The organism is Enterococcus haemoperoxidus ATCC BAA-382 (assembly GCF_000407165.1).
Taxonomy (GTDB): Bacteria; Bacillota; Bacilli; order Lactobacillales; family Enterococcaceae; genus Enterococcus_L; species Enterococcus_L haemoperoxidus.
Window position 1 is genome coordinate 1066464 of record NZ_KE136479.1, and the last position, 20175, is coordinate 1086638.

The window sequence follows — 20175 nt, forward strand, 5'->3', positions numbered from 1 at the left end:
TTACCTGTCTTCATAACCAGATTAAAGAATACTTTTTTTACTTGATGGGTCAATAATATCAGTGAGGTCAAATTGATATTTTTCATAAGTGTAAATGAAAATGGCACAGTTTGGAAAATAAGTAGGAATTTTTCTGTCAGAATGTTTCCAAATAGAGTTTAAAAAGTAAAAACACGCGCCATTGTGCGATACTGCCAAAACCTTTTGATGATCCTCCTGCTCCATAATTGAGAGAAGCGTATGGCATATTCTCTTTTGAACATCCCGAGCTGTTTCACCTCCAAATTGTTCATAGAAAGTTTCAAAATTGTGGGAACCTTTTGGCTGTAGCTCCGAACTTTCTCCCTCAAATCGTCCAAAATTCATTTCTTTCAAGCCTTTTTTACGTTGATAAAAGTGATTGCTATTGGTAATGATTTCCAATGTGTCGCAAGCACGCTCTTGGGTTGATGAGTAGTAATGATCAAAGTGAATTTGATTTTCTTGAAAAAATGTTGCAGCTTGTTTTGCTTGCATTTTTCCTTTGTTTGTTAATGGAGAGTCACATGCACCTTGGACTTTTCCTAGCACATTAAAAAGAGTTTCTCCATGACGCATAAGATACAACTGTTTTTTCATTTATACACCTCCTCAAGCTCATTATAAGTCTTAAAGCGAGCTTTAAGTCAATCATTTCCGTTAAAAATTCAAGGAAATATGAAACAGATTTCAATAATTTCAACTTTTTCCTTTATTTTCCGAAATATGTTTCGAGATGTTTTGAAACTATTGGTAACGCTATCAATAAGTGGTAAAGTTCGATTAGAAACAAGAGTTGAATAACCGGTGGATTCAAAATAGGATCTTGTTACATTGAAGGGAGAACTCCATGAGTAAAAAATATGAACAGTTGGCTCAAGACATTATTGAGACGTTAGGTGGAAAGGAAAATATTGCAGATGCCTATCATTGTCAAACACGCCTTCGTTTTAAACTAGTAGATGAACAAAAAGTAGATAAAGATGGTCTTGGTGAATTAGAAGGAGTCGCAACTTATTTAGTTAATGCAGGCGTTCATCAGGTTGTCATAGGAACGCATGTGAAAGATGTCTTTGAAGAGATTGAGAAAAAAGTTGATATTACTGCAGAAAATGAACCATCATCTGAGAAAAAAGGCATATTTAATAGCATTATTGAGTTTGTAGCTGGTACATTCCAGCCAATTATTCCTGCCTTATCTGGAGCTGGAATGGTGAAGGCTGTTCTAGCATTGTTAGTTGTTTTTAAGGTTGTTTCTGTAGAATCACAAACGTATTATTTATTAAACTTATTTGCAGATGGTGTATTTTTCTTCTTACCAATGATCTTAGCTTTTACAGTTGCTCAAAAATTGAGATGCAATCCTATCTTGGCGGCATCTGTCGCAGCGATGATGATGCATCCAAATTGGGGTGTATTAGTCACAGCAGGGGAGCCAGTTAAATTCTTTGATCTTATTCCTTTTACCTTAGCTACTTATACTGGTTCTGTTATTCCGATTCTTTTAATTATTTTCGTTCAGTCTTATGTAGAGAAATTTCTCAATCGTGTGATACCAAAATCAGTTGAATTAGTCTTTGTGCCAATGTTGACTTTTCTAATTATGGGAACTTTGGCGTTTTCAGTACTAGGTCCGATTGGTAGCATTATTGGTGGTTACCTTGCAGCATTCTTTACGTTTTTAAGTGTAAATGCTAGTTGGGTACCAGCAGTCTTGATCGGTGGTTTTCTGCCGATTATGGTGATGTTTGGTCTTCACAATGGTGTTGCTCCTTTAGGGGTGATGCAAATGGCAGAGCTTGGTTATGATAGTATTTTTGGGCCAGGCTGTGTTTGCTCAAATATTGCTCAAGCAACGGCTTCTGCAGTAGTTGCATTTAGAACAAAAGATAAAAAATTGAAGCAACTAGCAGTATCGGGTTCAATTACTGCATACATGGGGATTACTGAACCAACATTATATGGTGTGAATTTACCTAAAAAATACCCATTGATTGCGGCTATGATTGGTGGTGGAGCGGGTGGTTTATATGCTGGATTAACGAATACACATCGCTTTGCAACAGGGTCATCTGGTTTACCTGCAATTTTACTTTATATTGGTGATAATTCGATGGCTTTTTTCTGGAATATTGTGATTGCTTTGATCATTTCAGCAGTCGTATCAGCCGTATTAACCTATGTGTTAAGTTTTAAATTTGAAAAAGAAGTAACACTACCATCAGTTAAAGAAGTTATTTTAGAGGATACAACAATTGCTAATCCTATTAAAGGGAATGTCATGCCCTTGAGTGAAGTACAAGATGGCGCTTTTGCATCGGGGGCTCTTGGTAAGGGGTTTGCTATTGAACCAATAGAAGGGAAAGTAATTGCACCATTTAATGGGAAAATTGCGGCTATTTTTCCAACAAAACATGCAATTGGACTTGTGTCGGATACTGGAATAGAACTGTTGATTCATGTAGGTTTAAATACTGTAGAGTTAAAAGGTCAATATTTTGATACTTTGGTAGAATCGGGACAAACAGTAAAAAAAGGGCAGGTAATCCTAAATTTTGATTTGGAAAAAATAAGAGAAGCTGGCTATGAAACGCAAGTGCCAGTTGTGATAACCAATACCCCTCAATACTCTTCAATTGAATTAATAACTAAAGGACAATTAGCAAATAGTGAAGAAGTATTAATCGTTAAAGTGTAAAGATAATAGAATAATCATCTAAATGGATAATAATTAAGATTAATAGTTTTGAAAAAAGAATAGGAGCTGTAAATATATGACTTTAGATAAACATTTCTTATGGGGTGGGGCAACAGCTGCAAATCAAGCAGAAGGTGGTGTATTAGAAGGTGGCAGAAAGCTTTCTAATATTGATGTATTACCATGTGGTGAAGATCGTAAGAAAGTTGCTTTAGGTGAGTTGGAAATGTTAGATTGGCAGGACGGTTATTATTACCCTGCAAAAGAGGCAATTGATATGTACCATCGTTATATGGAAGATATTCAATTATTTGCGGAAATGGGGTTTAAAGTTTATCGTATGTCATTGTCGTGGTCTCGTATTTTCCCAAATGGAGATGACGCTAAACCAAATGAAGAAGGTCTTGCGTTTTATGAAGCTATTTTTAAAGAATTAAGAAAGCACCAGATTGAACCATTAGTGACGATTGCTCACTTTGATGTTCCCGTTCATTTGATTAAAGCTTATGGTGGCTGGAAGAACCGTCAGTTGGTTGAATTTTATACACGGTATGCTGAAACTGTTTTGAACCGTTATAAAGGCTTAGTTAAGTATTGGTTAACAATTAACGAAATCAACATCATCTTACATCAGCCATTTGTTGGTGGCGGAATTATCTTTAAAGAAGGTGAAAATCAAGAAGAAATTAAATATCAAGCTGCACATCATCAATTGGTGGCAAGTGCTATGGCAACAAAAATTGCGCATGATGTTGATTCTAAAAATCAGATTGGCTGTATGTTGGCAGGTGGTAGCCATTACCCTTATACATGTCGACCAAAAGACTATCAAGAAGCGATTAATCGTGATCGTGAAGGCTACTTTTTTATTGATGTTCAGGCACGGGGGAAATACCCCAATTATGCCTTGAAAAAATTAGCGCGCGAAGGGTTACATATTGTGATGGAAGCAGGAGATGAAGAAATTCTGGCGGCATCACCGGTTGATTTTGTAACCTTTTCTTATTATTGTTCACGGACAGTGAGTGCCCATTCAGAAGATTATGAGCAATCAACTGGGAATATTTTTGCGTCAATAAAAAATGAACACCTACCCTCAACTGAATGGGGGTGGCAGATTGATCCATTAGGCTTAAGGAACTCATTGAATCAACTATATGATCGCTACCAAAAGCCTTTATTTATTGTTGAAAATGGCTTAGGTGCAGTTGATACGCCAGATGATAATGGTTATGTAGAAGATGAGTATCGTATTGATTATTTACGCAAACATATTCAAGCATTTAAAGATGCAGTAGAGATTGATGGCGTAGAATTGCTTGGCTATACAACGTGGGGATGTATTGATTTAGTTGCTGCCAGTACAGGTCAAATGAGTAAACGCTATGGTTTTATTTATGTAGATCGTGATGACGAAGGAAATGGCACATTAGAACGCTTTAAAAAGAAATCTTTTTATTGGTATCAGCAGGTAATTGAGACAAATGGGGAAAACCTTTCTAGTGAAAATTTGAATAATGTGAAGTAAGTAATAGCTTCATAAGAAAAGAATCAATCGTGTTGTAAAAATGTCTCATGATTGATTCTTAGTTACATAGGAGTTGTACCATTTTTACATGTTTAATAGCCATATCTAATCATGGATAAAGAAGCCAACTCTTTTAATTTTTTAGATTGATGATCAGATAAAGGATCCCCTTCATTTCTGATTGCTTTAGAAATATCTATGTTCATACGACTCAAAACCATAGGAACAGAAGTCACCTTTTCTCCTAACTCCTCAAGATAACTCTCTAACACGTTTTGTAGAGCTTCGTTTCCTGATTCTGTTTTTAAATCATGCAACAATTCTGTGATAATGGTTGTTGCTTTTTTTCCCCGTTCGTTTCCGTCAGAATACCATTTTAATTTGCTCATAAAATTTCGCTCCTTAATAGTACACATGATTTTAGTTCTTCTTTATCCTCTGTTGAATATACTATGTTTGATAGTATAGCAAAATTGTCAAAACTATAGTTAGGTTACACCTGGATTATTGTACATGTAGTAGTAAATTGTGGTATGTCAAAATTGGAACTGATGATGGTAATGTAAAAAAGTTTTTATTTAATTTTTGTCGAAATAAAAATAGCTAGTAGCATGAATAGAGTAAATTAACACTATCTAGCTTTAAAAAGAAGAATTGAGCATGATTTATTGGTTTGCTTGTTTTTTATTACATTAAATAAAAGGATTAACACCGCTAATAAAACAGAAAAAATAGCTGAGACTTTCTGGATAATAGTTTTTTTATAGGTAATACTAAGTTCATGTGCACCAGGCTCTAATTTAACCGTCACTAAGCCATCTTTATTGTAATTAGGAACCACTCGTTGATCCACTGTAACCTCATAACCCACGTAATAAAACTTAGGTAGCTGAACTTCTTGGGTTCCGTTAGTTCTCACAGTAAAAGCACTATCATTATATTTGTTTACAGTGTTACGAGAGAGATCAGCATAAGGAATACCATCAATGAACAAACCAGGAGAAGCAAAATATTTTTTAAAATCTGTATTTTTTACTAAATATTCTTTGCCGTGTCCAATTTCCGATTCATAAAAATCAGTAAAGTTTTCATTCGTTACAGTTACATTGTTTTGAACGGCGCTCTGGGTTAAATTATTGATATTAAAACCAAGCGTTAAAAAGCTAGATAACGTAATGAATAACAGTACATTTTTCTTTGAAAGTAAACAAAATTGTTCAACCAAACAAACTGCAAGTAAACTAGCAAAAAAAGAAGCGAATAACAATAATCTCCAAGGAAATTGAATTGTTGCTAACACCGAAACTTTGAAAAATCCCCAAGGAAAAATATTTGTTGCAAGTAAAATAAAGAAAAGTGTAGCGACAGTAATATGTTTAACTGGAGTGGTTGACTTTCGGTAACTGAAAACAGCAATTATGACAGTTACTAAGAGAAAAAGACCAATATTTGGTTTTAACTCAGTAAATGGTGCACTCACATTAGCAAGGCTGTTTGTAAATAAATCCCCCAAGCTAAAATTTAATCCACTAGCCCATAGTGTCGTATTATTAAAGTTAAACGTTAAATGATGTATCTGTTCCAAATAAGGAAATAAAAACCAAGCAGATAAGCCTAGTGACAATAGACCTGCCTTAAACAGGCTATTTATTTGAGCTTGTCTACATTTTTTCCAATTAATCAAGATGAAGATAATAAGCAGGATAGATGAATAGAAGGCTGTGATCAAGTGGCTGGCAATCAATAAACTCATTCCAATTCCAAGTAATTGCCAGCGATGTTTATTCCCATAAAAAATCGAATAAACACCAAGAATAAACAAAGGTAAAAAAGCAAATGCTAAAGTTTCACCAAGTGCTGCTCGAACAGATTGGTCAATTAAACGATAGGTAGAAAGAGTATAAAAACAAGAAAATAAAAGCGCCAGTTTTCGCGATTTTTTGATTGAATATAGGAAATAATAAGCACAGGTTGCAGTAACAAAGCTAATCAATAATTGATACAAGTAGTAGGAAGGAACAAAAGCAATCCCAATAATCCTAAAAAATGCAAAAGGCAGTAATAAAATAGAGGGATAAAATAAATCTGCACCATAGCCAAAATTTAATCCCATAGTAGAAAAAACACGTGGGAAAAAATCTAAATGTTTTACTGCTTGAGTGTAACTTTCTAATCTTGTTCTGTGAAATAGGAGATCATCTTGACTGAAAATATAGTTATTAAAAAAATAGGGAAAGATGGAAATAATGCTGATACATAGTAAAACCAATAAAAGAGTGATTTTTACTTTTTTATATTTTAAATTCAAGTCATTTCGCCTACTTTATAATGTTTTATATTTATTTTAACAGAAAATCAGCTTATTATATAAAATATTAATATGGACAGTGAAAGCCTAAACGAAAAATTAATTTTATTGGTATGTAAAAGATCTTGAGTAAAGAGAATATCCCAGCAGATGCCAAAAAATACACTTGAATAAATCAACAAGTGAGATAGATCGCGATGTTAGAAATCAAAGGCAGTTGAGTCTTTTAACTTACAGATGAACAAATAAAAAATATTTATTAACCAAAGGGTTGAAATTTATAACATAGTGTAGTATTATAAATATACCCTAACAGTATTTTCATTTTACTCAATCCGAGTAATACTCCTTATCCCACCTTGAAAGAGGTGGGATATTCTGATTTTAAGAGTATTCTTAATATACAAAACTCTTATGTTTCTTTAAGAAGACCAACAGAATAGCTATTTAATAATTTTTCTCCGTTCTTTTCATGAGTAAGAATTTTTACTTCTTTTTTTACTTGAGCGGCTTGTAAAGTATCACCGGTATTTTCCAATAGATGAATGAAATCGTAAACACGTTCCATATAAACAGGTTCACCTTCGCGAATGTAATTTAGAAGATTCGATAAGTATTGTAAATTCAATTTAAAGCTATAATTTTCACTTTGTCTATCTTGCTTCTTAGCTAATTTAATATATTTTTCTGCACCATCATAATCTTTGGCATATAATTTTAGTGAAATTAGATTGATAAGAATGTTATAAGCAAATTTTTTAGTGGTAAAGTCACGTTGTTCTTCATATTTTATTGGAAACATCCGTGTAACCAATAGGTCTGCTTGTTTTGCATTGAAAAATCGACTAAGATTGGCTGTAATTACATAGTCATATTGAAGATAAAAAGGTTTTTTTAATAAGTCTTCAAAAATATCATTGACTTCTTTCGATGTGATTGGGTCTATTTCATCCCAATGAGCATGGAAATAATTCTTAATAGCTATATAATTTGATAATTCTCTTAAAGTTTTTACTTTTTTATTATTCAAAGAAAAGAAATAGGTGAGCAACTTTTGCTTAGTGGTTTTATTTTCTAAATGAGCACCGCAATAATAAAAAAATTCTCTGAAATCTTGTTGCTCTTTATCGAAAGTAGTAAAGCTAAAGAATTCCTCGGCGTTAATAGATGTCTGCCCTAATATCTCCTCAAGTTCATTTACTTTTAAAGAACGTTTGCCACTTTCAATTTTTGAATACGTAGAAGGATCAGTGTATTCTGACATCATTTCTCTTTGAGTAAGCTTCAATTTAAGTCTGAAAAAACGTAAAGTTTCTATAATATTCAAGAGTTTCTCTCCCTTCTTATGCGATTATAGCATGTATTACTTATAAAATTCTTATTTTTAATAAAAAAAAGAATAATTCGTCAGATTTTTATGCTAATTTCGCACTTTTCGATTTTGATACTTTATTTTTTTTCGTCTGTTTGTTATTCTTTACTTAAGGAAAATTATTTGTTTGCAAACGTTGATGTCAAAAAACTGAATGGAGGTGTGCTAATGATATCATTAATTGCTCTAGTTTCTGGTGTTATTTCTGTATTTGTTATTACCGGTGGAGGTTAGATATATTATTTAGCTATCTCGTATTTAAGTTATCAAAACGAATGTTGTAAACAAACAATTTAACTTAACTAAAAATTACTAAAATGTATAAGTAAAAAGTGCGTACCAAAAGAAAGTGCAAAATAATAGCTTCTGATTTACTTTTCCTGTTGAATGAAGTAAATCAGAGGCTGTTATTTTTTTTAGCCATCTTATTTTATAACTTCATCACTTGGTGTAGAAACTAGATATTGCTCTAGATTATACTTAGTTGCTAATGACTTTGAAAAAGCTTTTTCTTGCGCTGTCTTCATATAGTTGAAAAATGCAATTTCGCTTGCAGTGGGTGTTTCTTTAGACAAGACCTCTTTGTTATATGTTAATGCGATAGCTTCTGAAAAGAAATAAGAATCATTTTTAGCGATAGAAAGTCTTAATGTATCTCCAAATAAAATCTCGTTTTCTTCAGAAAAATGATCTTTTTTCAAGTCGACTAGCCAAGTATTATGAAAAGATGTTGTCACTTTAGTTACTGTTTGCTCCATTAGTATTCCTCCGATTGATGAAATAGTAGCTATACATCTCTATTATATCAAATGGTATTGAATTTCAAACACAAAGTTTAAAGAAAAATTCGCTTTTTTGTGACGATTCTGATTGAAGCTATATACATTTATATAGGTTAGATGATTTATAAGCGTGACTTGATTTTTCAAGCGGTAGTTTGATATGATAAAATTATTGAAGAAATCAAAGGAGTAAATTGTATGAAGCAAATTTCACCTACAATGTTTGTCACGTTGCTTGATAATAAAGAAGATCGTTTTGCTGTCATTATCAATCACTGGTTCTACTACATAGAAAAAGGACGTATCTATCGCTTTCAGCAACATAATAATACAAAAATGCTTGCTATGTTAGGGTCATTTTATGAAGGGGATATTGATGCTGAGGGATTGATCGATGAGTTGAAAAAAAGTATCATCAATCAAATCCAATATGACTGGTTTACAGATGTATGGAAAGAGACGATTATTGAACGAATTAGTCGTTCTCCATATGACTTAGAAGCTTTCTTTTTTTAGAACGTTACGAGGCCTATCATTTGTAAAAGTAAAAATAGGATAGTAAGATAAACCTATCCTAACAATAAACTTTTTTTCATTTACTCTCATGAGTAAAACTCCTTTCCCGTCTTCGCTTGAAGATGGGATTCTTTTTGAACGTTAGATAAAGATTACTCGTAAAGCAGTTGTAATTTTAGTTTTTTTTTGCTAAGATGAGTGCATATTAATAAAAATGGTTGGGCGCAAGCTTCAAGGATCAGGTTCTTCAAGGGGTGAGAAGAATGTTTTTTGAACTTACGCCCTTTTTTATTTTTCAAACAAAAAATAAGGGAATAAGTTGTGCTTCTATTAAGTTAGAAGCATAAGTTATTCTCTTTTTGATTGTAATAAAAAGGGATAGGTTCGATAATAGAAATGAAGACGAAGTCATCAGATGATAGGGGTGAAAAAAATGGTTTTGGAAGCTTTGGATAGAATCCGTGAAGCGGAAGATCAGGTTAAAAAAATGAGACAAGCAGTCAAAGAAGAAATTAATGGATATGAACAAGAAAAAGTAGAGGATCTTAAGCGAAAACAAGAAGAAAGCCAAGAGAAAATAAAAAGGTTACTTCATGAGTTAGAGGAACAAAAAAATGAACAGCTTCAAAGAGAAAAAGTTATTTTATTGAATGAAGCGCAAGAACAAAATCAAAATTTCAGAGAAAAATATGAAAAGAATAAAGACTCTATACTTGATCATGTAATAGAAAGGGTGAAAAAAATCTATGGCAGTCAATAAAATGGAAAAAATGACGATCATAGCTGCAGCGGAAAGAGAAGAAGCAATTCTTCAAGCAATTCAAGGCTTGCAGGCAATCGAAATCAAAAGTTTTTTTCATTCGAATGTAGATAGCTCTTATATTGAGAAATACTTTGCGGACACATTAGTACAAGATGACGAAATCCAAAAGAAACGTTTCAAGACGATGTTAACAGACATACAGGATGCGCTCACTTTTATTGAGCATTTTTCAGAAAGCTCATCAAAAAAGAAACCGTTAAAAAGACAAGTTCTTTCATTAAGTTCTTTGGAGAAAAATTTTGATGAGCAACAAATCAGTGTTTACCTAAAAGAAATAGCTGCTCTTAAAAATAGATTTACATTGATTGAGACTACGAGAAAAGATTTATTGTCAAAAGAAAAATGGTTGGCTCGTTGGCAGTATTTAGATACTATTCCAAAAAATAATTCGCTGGAAAGTTCCAATATATTGTTAGGAACAATCAGCTCAGTTAATCAGGTAGATTTTTTAGCAGACTTAAAAAAAGTTTCATCTGTTTATGTAGAAGAAATTTATCATAGTCAAAATCATGTGTACTATAGTTTGATCTATCTAAAGAGTTACTCGGATGTTTTAGGGGAAATCACTGCTAGATATAGTTTTAATCAATTTGACTATCCGTATGATATTTTACCGAAAGAGGCCTATCAAAAAAATAAAGAAGAACTCGCTTCACTTGTTGAAGAAGAGAAGCAATTAAAAACTGATTTATCTTCTTATCGCAGCCATTTAGAAGAACTTTATTTAGCAGAAGAGATGACGTATGCCTATATTCACCGAGAGAATGCGAAGAAACATTTGCTGAATACTTCTTACTTTTTTATCCTGCAAGGATGGCTTCCTAGCGATGAAAAGCAGGAGTTATCCGGTGTTTTACAGGAGGCACTTCCTAAAGACGAGGTATATGTTGCTTTTGATCAGCCAACTGAGGATGAAATTCAAGCGGATATTCCAGTGAAGTTAAAAAATAATTCTTTGGTAGCGCCATTTGAGATGTTGACTGAAATGTATAGCTTACCAAAATATGACGAGATTGATCCAACGCCGATCATGACACCTTTTTACATGGTATTTTTCGGCATGATGGTGGCAGATATAGGCTATGGATTGTTGATGTTGTTGGGGGCATTACTGGCATTGAAGTTGTTGGTTTTACCACGCGGAATGAAACGTTTTGCAGATTTCTTCCTAATATTATCGTTTCCAACGATCATTTGGGGTTTTATTTATGGGTCATTCTTTGGAGCTGCTTTGCCAAAAGTGTTGCTGGGGATCCAGTTACCGTTTCCTATTTTATCAACGACTGAAGATGTGAATACAATTTTGATTATATCGGTTATCTTCGGGTTTATTCAATTGTTGACAGGATTGATGGTCAATGGGATTGAATTGACGAAAAGGAAACGTTATTTAGAAAGTATTAGTGAGAGTTTTGCTTGGCAAGGGTTGCTGGTAGGTATTTTGATCATTGTTTTAGGGATGTTGCTCTTTAGTAATGATGGTTTAGTTACAACAGGAATCGTCGTGGCAGTCATTTCAGCTTTATCGATTGTGATTGTACCAATCATTCAATCAAAATCAAAAGTCAAAGGGTTGGCTAAAGGTCTTTATGGATTATATGGTTTGACCGGTTACATTGGTGATTTGGTCAGTTATACACGATTGATGGCTTTGGGGATTTCTGGGGGAAGTATTGCTGCAGCATTTAATATGCTAGTAGCGTTTATGCCACCAGCAGCCCGATTTACGGTAGGAATTTTGCTGATTATCGCATTACATACGTTGAACCTCTTTTTAAGTTTATTGAGTGCGTATGTTCACGGTGCGCGTTTGCAATATGTAGAGTTTTTTGGAAAATTTTATACCGGTGGCGGTCGTCCGTTTAACCCGTTAAAGACAGAAGAAAAGTATATAAACATTGAAAGAAAATCAAAAGTAAAAGAATAATGGAGGATTACTAATATGATAGATTACTTAATTAACAATAATGGCGGAATTCTTTTTGCAGTTTTAGGAATGGCAATGGCAACGATTTTAGCAGGGATTGGCTCGGCTAAAGGTGTTGGATTTACAGGGGAAGCAGCAGCAGCACTAACCACAGAACAACCTGAAAAATTCGGACAAGCATTGATTTTACAACTATTACCAGGAACACAAGGGTTATACGGATTTGTTATTGCCTTTTTGATTTTTATCAATTTAAACAATGATATGACGATGGTTCAAGGTTTGGATTATTTTGTTGCATCCTTACCGATTGCTTTTGCGGGTTTATTCTCTGGGATTGCCCAAGGACGTGTTGCAGCTGCTGGGATTCAAATTTTAGCTAAGAAACCAGAACACGCAACTAAAGGGATCATTTATGCTGCCATGGTTGAAACATACGCGATTCTTGGGTTTGTTATCTCATTCTTACTTGTACTAAATGTGAAGTAATAGGAGGAAAAACATGGATGCAATCGAAAAAATCGTCGAACAAATTCTAGAAAAAGGGCAAGCTGAAGTTTCAGAACAAAAAAAAGTCGAAATTAAACGTATCAATCAAGAATATCAAGAACAAGAAGAAGCGCTTTTTTTGCAAGAAAGTAAACTAATCGAAAAAAATCAAGAACTAATAAATAAAGCGTTTAAACAAAAACAAAATCGTCAACAACTAGACATCAAACAAGCAACGTTGAATCAAAAGCAGGGGTATCTTGAACAGCTTTTTTTAGAATCGATTGAGCGGATGAACCATTGGTCGGAAAAAGAGTTTCAATCATTTGCAGAGCAAATCATTATCCAGTTACCGGTTGAAGGTGAAGCTTACTTGAAATTAGGAGAGTTTTCGGAGGGTAAGCTGTCAGAGCAGTGGTTAGTAGAACATACTAATAGCAAATTGACATTACTACTGGATAAAGAAGTAATGTCAAATGATGGCGGATTTATCATATCTAAAGAAGGAATCGAATATAACTTTTTGTTTTCTAGTCTCGTACAAGAAATAAAAAAAATGGAAAGTTTTAAAATAGCAGAATTACTGTTTCAATAAAAGTAGTGTTTAAAGAGTCTGTTTTGCTGTGTCTTATCTAGTTTCAAGGGCTAGCCTCTTTTAAAAAAGACAAAAATTGAATGTGACAAAAAGCATCACAGTTAATTTCCACTATTTTTTAATCGAGATCAAGCGAGCTCACTATGCTTTTAGATTAGGAGGGTCGTAATGAAAGAGACTGCATATAATCAAATTAATCCTTTGATTCGTCTTAAAGAAACAGAATTGTTAAGCAGTGCCCAATATGAACAATTACTGACTGCAAAAAACATAGATGAACTAAAAGATAGTTTAAAAAATACTGTGTATGGAACGTATATGACGGATGATTTTGCAGAAAATTTTGAATATATCTATTCAAGAGAAAAAGGCAAACTCTATGAGTGGCTCTATAAAATGGCGCCGGAACCTGAAGTCATAACGATCTATACTTCTAGAGCAACATTTCATAATTTAAAAGTCCTGACGAAAGCTGAGTTAACAGGTCAAGATTTGGACTATCTGTTTATTGATGATGGTCGCTATTCATTGGAAACGCTGAAAAGTGCAATTCGTACGCGTGTTTCCAATGAATTACCAGACCAGTTGATGAATGCGGTTCTTGAAGTGTTGGATTATTTTCAAGAATCTTCTACACTTCAGGCAATCGATATTATTTATGATCGGAATTTTTTAACGTTTCAACGACAATTAGCTGAAAAGCTAGATGATAAGGATATTGTGGCTGAGGTTATTGCATTCATTGATTTAACGAATATTTCTACAATGGCTAGAGGAATCCTTCAAGGACAACATGAAAATTTTTTATCGACGGTATTATCTAGTTCAGGAAGTATTCCAAAAGAAAAATTTTTAGAATACACTCAACAATCATTAGCTGTGTTTACTGATTTTATTCTTAGTACGGCCTACAGCGGACTTGTAACACCAATCATCTCTGCTGACACCAAATCATTAGATTTAGTCGCTTTTGAAAAAGTTAAAGATGATTATCTAACTAGTATGTACGACAAGGCTAAAATTAAGGCTTTTGGACCATTACCTTTACTTGCATTTTTAAATGCCAAGGAAGTGGAGTGGAAGAATTTACGCTTGATTCTAGTCAGTAAGCGGAGTAACTTTCCAATGGAAGTGGTTAGAGAAAGGATGCGTATGACTGATGGCTTATAAAATTGGTGTAATTGGTGATAGAGATTCTGTTATGCCGTTCAAACTTTTTGGTTTTGAGGTTGTTTATGCAATCTCGTCAAAACAAGTGCGAGACACAATTGAATCAATGGCAAACAATAATTTTGGTGTTATTTTTATTACAGAAGATGCTTCTGAATTAGCTGTTGAAACGATCAACCGCTATAAAGGTGAAGTTACACCAGCCATAATCTTAATCCCAAGTCATAAGGGAACCAAGGGAATTGGTTTGAAAGAAATTCAAGATAATGTTGAAAGAGCCGTTGGACAGAATATATTGTAGAAGGTTGGAGAGTACGCTCAGCTTTATATTGATTTAGCTACGCAGGCTAGCTCTTCGGAAAAAAGATAAAATCTGAATAAGGAAAAAACGCCTCAGTCAGATTTTCTATTTTTCAATCGGAGCTAAATGAGCCTGCTCAGCTTTACTGAATAGGAGGAATGATTTTGCAAACCGGTAGAATTATTAAAGTATCTGGTCCTTTGGTTATGGCTGAAAATATGTCTGATGCAAGTATTCAGGATATTTGTCATGTAGGGGAATTAGGAGTTATAGGAGAAATTATTGAGATGCGAGGAGATGTCGCATCTATTCAAGTATATGAAGAAACAACAGGAATTGGACCAGGTGAACCTGTTGTAACGACAGGAGAAGCTTTGTCAGTTGAGCTGGCACCAGGCTTGATCTCAGAGATGTTTGATGGGATTCAGCGTCCGTTAGATACATTTGCTGAGGTTACAGAAAGTAACTTTTTAAGCAGAGGGGTGCAGATTCCTGCACTGGATAGAACAAAAAAGTGGTTATTTGAGCCAACTGTTTCTATTGGAGATGAAGTTTCTACAGGAGATATCATTGGATTAGTCCAAGAGACAAAAGTGATTCCTCATAAAATCATGGTTCCTTTTGGTATCAGTGGTGTTGTTAGAGAAATCAAACAAGGCGAATTTACGATCGAAGAAACGATCTATACCATCGAAACAGCTACTGGTGAAAAAGAATTTACAATGATGCAAAAATGGCCAGTCCGTCGTAGTCGTCCAATTCTAGAAAAATTAAATCCAGATGTACCACTTCTAACAGGTCAGCGTGTGATAGATACATTCTTTCCAGTGACAAAAGGTGGAGCTGCTGCTGTTCCAGGCCCTTTTGGTGCGGGGAAAACAGTAGTGCAGCATCAAATTGCTAAATGGGCAGATGTTGATTTAGTTGTTTATGTAGGGTGTGGTGAACGCGGAAACGAAATGACTGACGTATTGAATGAATTTCCAGAGCTGATCGATCCAAGTACGGGGGAATCAGTGATGCAACGAACTGTATTGATCGCAAATACCTCTAATATGCCCGTAGCTGCTCGTGAAGCCTCAATCTATACAGGAATCACAATTGCAGAATACTTCCGTGATATGGGCTATTCTGTAGCAATCATGGCAGATTCAACGTCTCGTTGGGCAGAAGCATTACGTGAAATGAGCGGACGTTTGGAAGAAATGCCAGGTGATGAAGGATATCCTGCTTATTTAGGTAGTCGTTTAGCAGAATATTATGAACGAGCTGGACAAGTTGTGGCTTTAGGGAAAGATCATCGTGAAGGAAGTATCACAGCAATCAGCGCTGTTTCGCCATCTGGTGGAGATATTTCTGAGCCGGTTACTCAAAATACCCTACGTGTCGTAAAAGTATTCTGGGGATTAGATGCAACCTTGGCGCAAAAACGCCATTTTCCATCGATCAATTGGCTCCAAAGTTACTCTTTATATGATTCAGAGGTTGGTAAATACTTAGATCAGCAACTTCAAGTTGATTGGTCTAAAATGGTTATGGATGGTATGCGCATTTTACAAGAAGAATCGCAATTAGAAGAAATCGTTCGGTTAGTCGGGATTGATTCACTGTCTGATAAAGACCGTTTGACATTAGAAGTAGCGAAATCGATTCGTGAAGATTACTTACAACAAAATGCTTTTGATGATGTTGATACTTTTACCTCAAGAGAAAAACAATACAAAATGCTGGACTTGATTTTAACTTTCTATAAAGAAGGACAGGCTGCGTTGGATTTAGGGGCATATTTAACTGAAATTATGGCTGGAACGGTTGAGCTAAGAGACCAAATTGCCAGAAGTAAATATGTACCGGAAGAACAAATCGGCCAATTAGATAACTTAGTTGACGAGATGAAGCAAACATTAAAACAAATTATCGCAGACGGAGGGATGACAAATGATTAAAGAGTACCGTACGATCAATGAAGTTGTCGGTCCGTTGATGATCGTTGAAAAAGTTGAAGGGGTCAAATATGAGGAGTTGATCGAAGTTCGTATGCAAAACGGGGAAATTCGTCGAGGACAAGTTCTTGAGATCAATGGAGATAAAGCAATGGTTCAGATTTTTGAAGGAACCAGCGGGATTAATCTTCGAGATTCAAAGGTTCGTTTTTTAGGCCATCCTTTGGAGTTAGGTGTATCAGAAGATATGGTTGGTCGAATTTTTGATGGTTTAGGCCGTCCCAAAGATAATGGACCTGAAATTTTACCAGAAAAAATGGTTGATATCAACGGGGAAGTCATCAACCCAGTTGCTAGAGATTATCCAGATGAGTTTATCCAAACAGGGATTTCTGCCATCGATCATTTAAATACATTAGTTCGTGGACAAAAATTACCAGTATTTTCAGGTTCTGGCTTGCCTCATAAAGAATTGGCTGCTCAAATTGCTCGACAAGCAAATGTCTTAAATAGTGATGAAGAGTTTGCCGTTGTTTTTGCGGCAATTGGGATAACTTTTGAAGAAGCCGAATTTTTCATGGAAGATTTTCGTCAAACTGGAGCCATTGATCGATCCGTAATGTTTATGAATCTAGCCAATGATCCAGCAATCGAGCGGATCGCTACACCAAGAATGGCACTTACAGCGGCTGAATATTTAGCGTACGAAAAAGGTATGCATGTCCTTGTGATCATGACGGATATGACTAATTATTGTGAGGCTTTACGCGAGATTTCAGCAGCACGACGTGAAGTACCAGGCCGTCGTGGGTATCCAGGTTACCTTTACACTAATTTAGCTACGCTTTATGAACGAGCTGGTCGTATTCGTGGTCTAAAAGGTTCTGTAACCCAGATTCCTATTCTAACGATGCCAGAAGATGATAAAACGCATCCTATTCCTGATTTGACTGGTTATATTACGGAAGGGCAAATTATTTTATCTAGAGAACTATACAAGAGTGGTATTCAGCCGCCAATTGATGTATTACCATCACTTTCCCGTTTGAAGGATAAAGGAACGGGTGATGGTAAAACTCGGATCGATCATGCGCCAACGATGAATCAATTGTTTGCAGCATATGCCCAAGGAAAACAAGCAAAAGAATTAGCGGTAGTTCTTGGAGAATCAGCATTATCAGATGTGGATAAAATCTATGCGAAATTTGCAGATCGTTTTGAAAAAGAGTACGTCAATCAAGGATTTTACACGAATCGTTCTATTAACGAAACACTTGATTTAGGCTGGGAACTATTGTCTATGCTTCCAAGAACCGAATTAAAACGAATCAAAGATGACATGTTGGATGAATACTTGACTGAAGGAGAGTGATCGATTATGGCACGGTTAAATGTGAATCCTACTCGAATGGAACTCTCTCGTTTAAAAAAACAACTTGGAACCGCAAGTCGCGGACATAAATTACTAAAAGATAAACAAGATGAATTGATGCGTCGTTTTATTTTACTTGTCAAAAAAAATAATCAGCTTCGGATCGATGTAGAGCAAGAATTGACAGCGGCATTATCTCATTTTGTATTAGCTAATGCGACACTGAATGAAGCGTTTATCGAAGAATTGGTGGCTGTTCCAGCAGATAACGTCACACTGGATGTTATTGAAAAAAATATTATGAGCGTGACGGTCCCAATCATGAATTTTCACTATGATGAAACTGTAACTGAAGCACCGCTAAATTATGGTTATCTAAATTCAAATGCTGAGTTGGATGGTGTTTTTGGCAAAATTTCGAGTATTTTGCCAAAACTATTGGAATTAGCGGAAGTGGAAAAAACGTGTCAGTTGATGTCAGAAGAAATCGAAAAGACACGTCGTCGTGTCAATGCGTTAGAATATATGACGATTCCTCAATTAGAAGAGACGATTTATTATATTCAGATGAAGTTGGAAGAAAATGAACGCAGTGAAATTACTCGTTTGATCAAAATTAAAAATATGGGCAGTAATGCCTAATAAGTATAAAAGAGAGTGGGGCATCAAAGGGCCACTCTCTTTTATATGCGATTCCCAAAATACTAGAATTGGAGATAGTTTTTCAAGGAAGATCGAAAATTTCGTCAGTTAGAAACCGATAAATTATGTCAATTAGAGGAGATAAATTATTATTGTAAAGAAAGCGTGTATCAACGTAGCGTGTGGCTTTTATGCTTTTGTCAGACCAAATTTCTGGATTTAAGGCAGTGTGTATCAATAAATCGATGGGTTCTGTTATGTTGTTTACTCCAGAATAGAAGACGATGTTCACAATATCGCAGAAGTAATCAGTTAAAATACGTAATAGTTTCGCTTCGATAGAAGGATCAATATCTGTGCAAAAACTAATGACGATTTTCCTTGAAAAAGCAGAAGGAGGATAAACCGTCGATAAAATAATGTTGTACCGGTAAATTAAGAAGTTTTTGATTTCTTCATTCAATGGTATCTCCTTTTTAATTAAAGTTATGATTTTGTTAATAATAGGTTCTATATTCTTTTGGTTAAAGAAAGATATTTTTTTTCTATTTATAGTATAGCTGTTATTAAATAAAATCAGGTGCATATGAGTACAAAATAAATAATTCAACATATTGTAGGTATTTTCTTGCGACAATGGACCAATCGTTTCTGTAACGAAGGTCAAAATACGAATATTTAACTTTGCATAGGCATCCAATTTGTCAGACCTCAACATAATAGCATTAAAATCTGTGTCAAAGTACGAATAGTATTTTGAGCTTGTTGCTAGTCGAAAATAAAAATAATAGAACTCTGCTTCTGTTGGAAACAAGGTTTTATTTTGTTGCATATTTGCTATGAAGGGAGTTAAAGATGGGAAATAGCTCACGATAGATGAGTTGGTTTTGAAGGGTTGACCACATTTGACTCGTATCTCTTGGACTGCCAAGGCGTAATGCATTTTTCGCTGATCAATCAAGGAAAAGGGGCGCGTTGACTTTTGTAGTAATTGAGTTGCTTTTGCTTTAATAGATTGTTCCTCAACTGCTTCAAAGGGCCAGGAACTACCTTTAAAAAATTGCCAGAAAAAATCTTCTGACACTCGTCGAATATTGGCTTCATTTCCTTCTAAGTAATAAATGCCGTTTCGTATTTTCAGTGTGATTGAAAAAAAATTTAAGATTTTTCTAAAATCTTTGATTTTATTTTTTAATGCTGATTCACTAATAAAAAATTCGATAGGAAAGATAGCCTTGTTTACCTTATTGTGTAAAATCAATTGAGCCAAAAATTGAACTGGCCACATGTCGAAAAGAATATCACGGTAATATTGTCCAAATTCAAATTTATTTTCTATTTCCAATGAATATCCTCTTTTTTTATCAAATTTAAATGAAAAACCATTATTTTTTTTTTGTTCTTTTTCGAATTGCGTTAAATATTTTTTTAAAGTAGTTGTTGTATACCCTAATGATAGATGTAGTTCTTCTAAGTCCATCCAGTCATTTTTATACTCTAAAGCTTTCATTATTGAAAGCTTTTTTTTTGTTTCTGGTTCGTACAGTAAATTCAATAAGGTGTCAAAAGACTGGGGCATTGTAAAAGTTCCTTTCTATGGAAAAGACATTTTTTTAAAAAAAATTAAACAAAAAAATGTCCCTTAGTGATGAAAAATAAATATATCATAATATTATCGTTACTAAAACATT

18 protein-coding genes and 1 other annotated feature are annotated in these 20175 nt (G+C 34.5%); of the genes, 12 read left to right on the top strand and 6 right to left on the bottom strand.

Features of this window, described 5'->3' with window-relative positions; all coding sequences use genetic code 11:
• Positions 1-21: 21 nt before the first annotated feature.
• Positions 22-618 (bottom strand): histidine phosphatase family protein, encoded by a 597-nt coding sequence (locus I583_RS05035; RefSeq protein WP_010760273.1) that lies wholly within the window; start codon positions 616-618, stop codon positions 22-24.
• A 250-nt stretch (positions 619-868) separates the two neighbouring features.
• On the opposite strand from I583_RS05035, the gene I583_RS05040 reads away from it, so the two are divergent.
• Together I583_RS05040 and I583_RS05045 are read left to right on the top strand one after the other, a co-directional pair.
• Entirely contained in the window at positions 869-2716 is a 1848-nt protein-coding gene (locus I583_RS05040) for a beta-glucoside-specific PTS transporter subunit IIABC (RefSeq protein ID WP_010760274.1), read from the top strand.
• A 76-nt stretch (positions 2717-2792) separates the two neighbouring features.
• Positions 2793-4244, top strand: coding sequence for a 6-phospho-beta-glucosidase (locus tag I583_RS05045; protein WP_010760275.1), 1452 nt, complete (start codon positions 2793-2795; stop codon positions 4242-4244).
• A gap of 92 nt (positions 4245-4336) precedes the next feature.
• Here the strand turns inward: I583_RS05045 and I583_RS05050 are convergent, their stop codons facing one another.
• The 4 genes from I583_RS05050 to I583_RS05065 all read right to left on the bottom strand — a co-directional run bounded on the left by I583_RS05050 (position 4337) and on the right by I583_RS05065 (position 8682).
• Positions 4337-4633 carry a bacteriocin immunity family protein gene (locus I583_RS05050; protein WP_010760276.1) on the bottom strand — a complete coding sequence of 99 codons (297 nt, stop codon included), beginning with the start codon at positions 4631-4633 and terminating at the stop codon, positions 4337-4339.
• Between the two features lie 242 nt (positions 4634-4875).
• Positions 4876-6552, bottom strand: a complete 1677-nt coding sequence (locus I583_RS05055; RefSeq protein WP_010760277.1) for a glycosyltransferase family protein — start codon at positions 6550-6552, stop codon at positions 4876-4878.
• A 412-nt stretch (positions 6553-6964) separates the two neighbouring features.
• Entirely contained in the window at positions 6965-7879 is a 915-nt protein-coding gene (locus I583_RS05060; protein WP_010760278.1) for a helix-turn-helix domain-containing protein, read from the bottom strand.
• Between the two features lie 470 nt (positions 7880-8349).
• Positions 8350-8682 carry a hypothetical protein gene (locus I583_RS05065; RefSeq protein WP_010760279.1) on the bottom strand — a complete coding sequence of 111 codons (333 nt, stop codon included), beginning with the start codon at positions 8680-8682 and terminating at the stop codon, positions 8350-8352.
• A gap of 222 nt (positions 8683-8904) precedes the next feature.
• Here I583_RS05065 and I583_RS05070 point away from each other — a divergent pair, with 222 nt between their 5' ends.
• From I583_RS05070 to I583_RS05115, 10 genes are all read left to right on the top strand, one after another.
• Positions 8905-9222: a hypothetical protein gene (locus tag I583_RS05070; protein ID WP_010760280.1), complete on the top strand. Its 318-nt coding sequence runs from the start codon at positions 8905-8907 to the stop codon at positions 9220-9222.
• 216 nt (positions 9223-9438) lie between these two features.
• Positions 9439-9486, top strand: a sequence feature (sodium ion sensor (DUF1646 type); this cis-regulatory element may regulate processes involved in with the transportation of sodium ions).
• 169 nt (positions 9487-9655) lie between these two features.
• Positions 9656-9982: a hypothetical protein gene (locus I583_RS05075; protein WP_010760281.1), complete on the top strand. Its 327-nt coding sequence runs from the start codon at positions 9656-9658 to the stop codon at positions 9980-9982.
• A complete protein-coding gene (locus I583_RS05080; RefSeq protein WP_010760282.1) occupies positions 9969-11972 on the top strand; it encodes a V-type ATP synthase subunit I in 2004 nt (667 codons plus the stop codon). The genes I583_RS05075 and I583_RS05080 overlap by 14 nt, the downstream gene beginning before the upstream one ends.
• Positions 11973-11987: 15 nt before the next feature.
• Entirely contained in the window at positions 11988-12461 is a 474-nt protein-coding gene (locus tag I583_RS05085; protein ID WP_010760283.1) for a V-type ATP synthase subunit K, read from the top strand.
• A gap of 13 nt (positions 12462-12474) precedes the next feature.
• The gene (locus I583_RS05090; protein WP_010760284.1) at positions 12475-13056 is read left to right on the top strand and encodes a hypothetical protein; all 582 of its coding nucleotides are present in this window, start codon (positions 12475-12477) and stop codon (positions 13054-13056) included.
• Between the two features lie 168 nt (positions 13057-13224).
• The gene (locus tag I583_RS05095) at positions 13225-14226 is read left to right on the top strand and encodes a V-type ATPase subunit (RefSeq protein WP_010760285.1); all 1002 of its coding nucleotides are present in this window, start codon (positions 13225-13227) and stop codon (positions 14224-14226) included.
• The gene (locus tag I583_RS05100) at positions 14216-14527 is read left to right on the top strand and encodes a V-type ATP synthase subunit F (protein ID WP_010760286.1); all 312 of its coding nucleotides are present in this window, start codon (positions 14216-14218) and stop codon (positions 14525-14527) included. The genes I583_RS05095 and I583_RS05100 overlap by 11 nt, the downstream gene beginning before the upstream one ends.
• Before the next feature lie 164 nt (positions 14528-14691).
• The gene (locus I583_RS05105) at positions 14692-16473 is read left to right on the top strand and encodes a V-type ATP synthase subunit A (RefSeq protein ID WP_010760287.1); all 1782 of its coding nucleotides are present in this window, start codon (positions 14692-14694) and stop codon (positions 16471-16473) included.
• Positions 16466-17842 carry a V-type ATP synthase subunit B gene (locus I583_RS05110; protein ID WP_010760288.1) on the top strand — a complete coding sequence of 459 codons (1377 nt, stop codon included), beginning with the start codon at positions 16466-16468 and terminating at the stop codon, positions 17840-17842. Before I583_RS05105 ends, I583_RS05110 begins: the two co-directional genes overlap by 8 nt.
• Positions 17843-17848: 6 nt before the next feature.
• Positions 17849-18484 (top strand): V-type ATP synthase subunit D, encoded by a 636-nt coding sequence (locus I583_RS05115; RefSeq protein WP_010760289.1) that lies wholly within the window; start codon positions 17849-17851, stop codon positions 18482-18484.
• 82 nt (positions 18485-18566) lie between these two features.
• Here I583_RS05115 and I583_RS05120 read toward each other — a convergent pair whose 3' ends face one another.
• Positions 18567-20063, bottom strand: a complete 1497-nt coding sequence (locus I583_RS05120; protein WP_010760290.1) for a helix-turn-helix domain-containing protein — start codon at positions 20061-20063, stop codon at positions 18567-18569.
• Positions 20064-20175 lie beyond the last annotated feature (112 nt).

Coding starts and splice junctions, on each gene's coding strand:
- I583_RS05120 (WP_010760290.1), bottom strand. CDS start 20,063: ATGCCCCAGTCTTTTGACACCTTATTGAATTTACTGTACGAACCAGAA.
- I583_RS05090 (WP_010760284.1), top strand. CDS start 12,475: ATGGATGCAATCGAAAAAATCGTCGAACAAATTCTAGAAAAAGGGCAA.
- I583_RS05115 (WP_010760289.1), top strand. CDS start 17,849: ATGGCACGGTTAAATGTGAATCCTACTCGAATGGAACTCTCTCGTTTA.
- I583_RS05065 (WP_010760279.1), bottom strand. CDS start 8,682: ATGGAGCAAACAGTAACTAAAGTGACAACATCTTTTCATAATACTTGG.
- I583_RS05095 (WP_010760285.1), top strand. CDS start 13,225: ATGAAAGAGACTGCATATAATCAAATTAATCCTTTGATTCGTCTTAAA.
- I583_RS05045 (WP_010760275.1), top strand. CDS start 2,793: ATGACTTTAGATAAACATTTCTTATGGGGTGGGGCAACAGCTGCAAAT.
- I583_RS05070 (WP_010760280.1), top strand. CDS start 8,905: ATGAAGCAAATTTCACCTACAATGTTTGTCACGTTGCTTGATAATAAA.
- I583_RS05080 (WP_010760282.1), top strand. CDS start 9,969: ATGGCAGTCAATAAAATGGAAAAAATGACGATCATAGCTGCAGCGGAA.
- I583_RS05110 (WP_010760288.1), top strand. CDS start 16,466: ATGATTAAAGAGTACCGTACGATCAATGAAGTTGTCGGTCCGTTGATG.
- I583_RS05100 (WP_010760286.1), top strand. CDS start 14,216: ATGGCTTATAAAATTGGTGTAATTGGTGATAGAGATTCTGTTATGCCG.
- I583_RS05035 (WP_010760273.1), bottom strand. CDS start 618: ATGAAAAAACAGTTGTATCTTATGCGTCATGGAGAAACTCTTTTTAAT.
- I583_RS05075 (WP_010760281.1), top strand. CDS start 9,656: ATGGTTTTGGAAGCTTTGGATAGAATCCGTGAAGCGGAAGATCAGGTT.
- I583_RS05050 (WP_010760276.1), bottom strand. CDS start 4,633: ATGAGCAAATTAAAATGGTATTCTGACGGAAACGAACGGGGAAAAAAA.
- I583_RS05040 (WP_010760274.1), top strand. CDS start 869: ATGAGTAAAAAATATGAACAGTTGGCTCAAGACATTATTGAGACGTTA.
- I583_RS05085 (WP_010760283.1), top strand. CDS start 11,988: ATGATAGATTACTTAATTAACAATAATGGCGGAATTCTTTTTGCAGTT.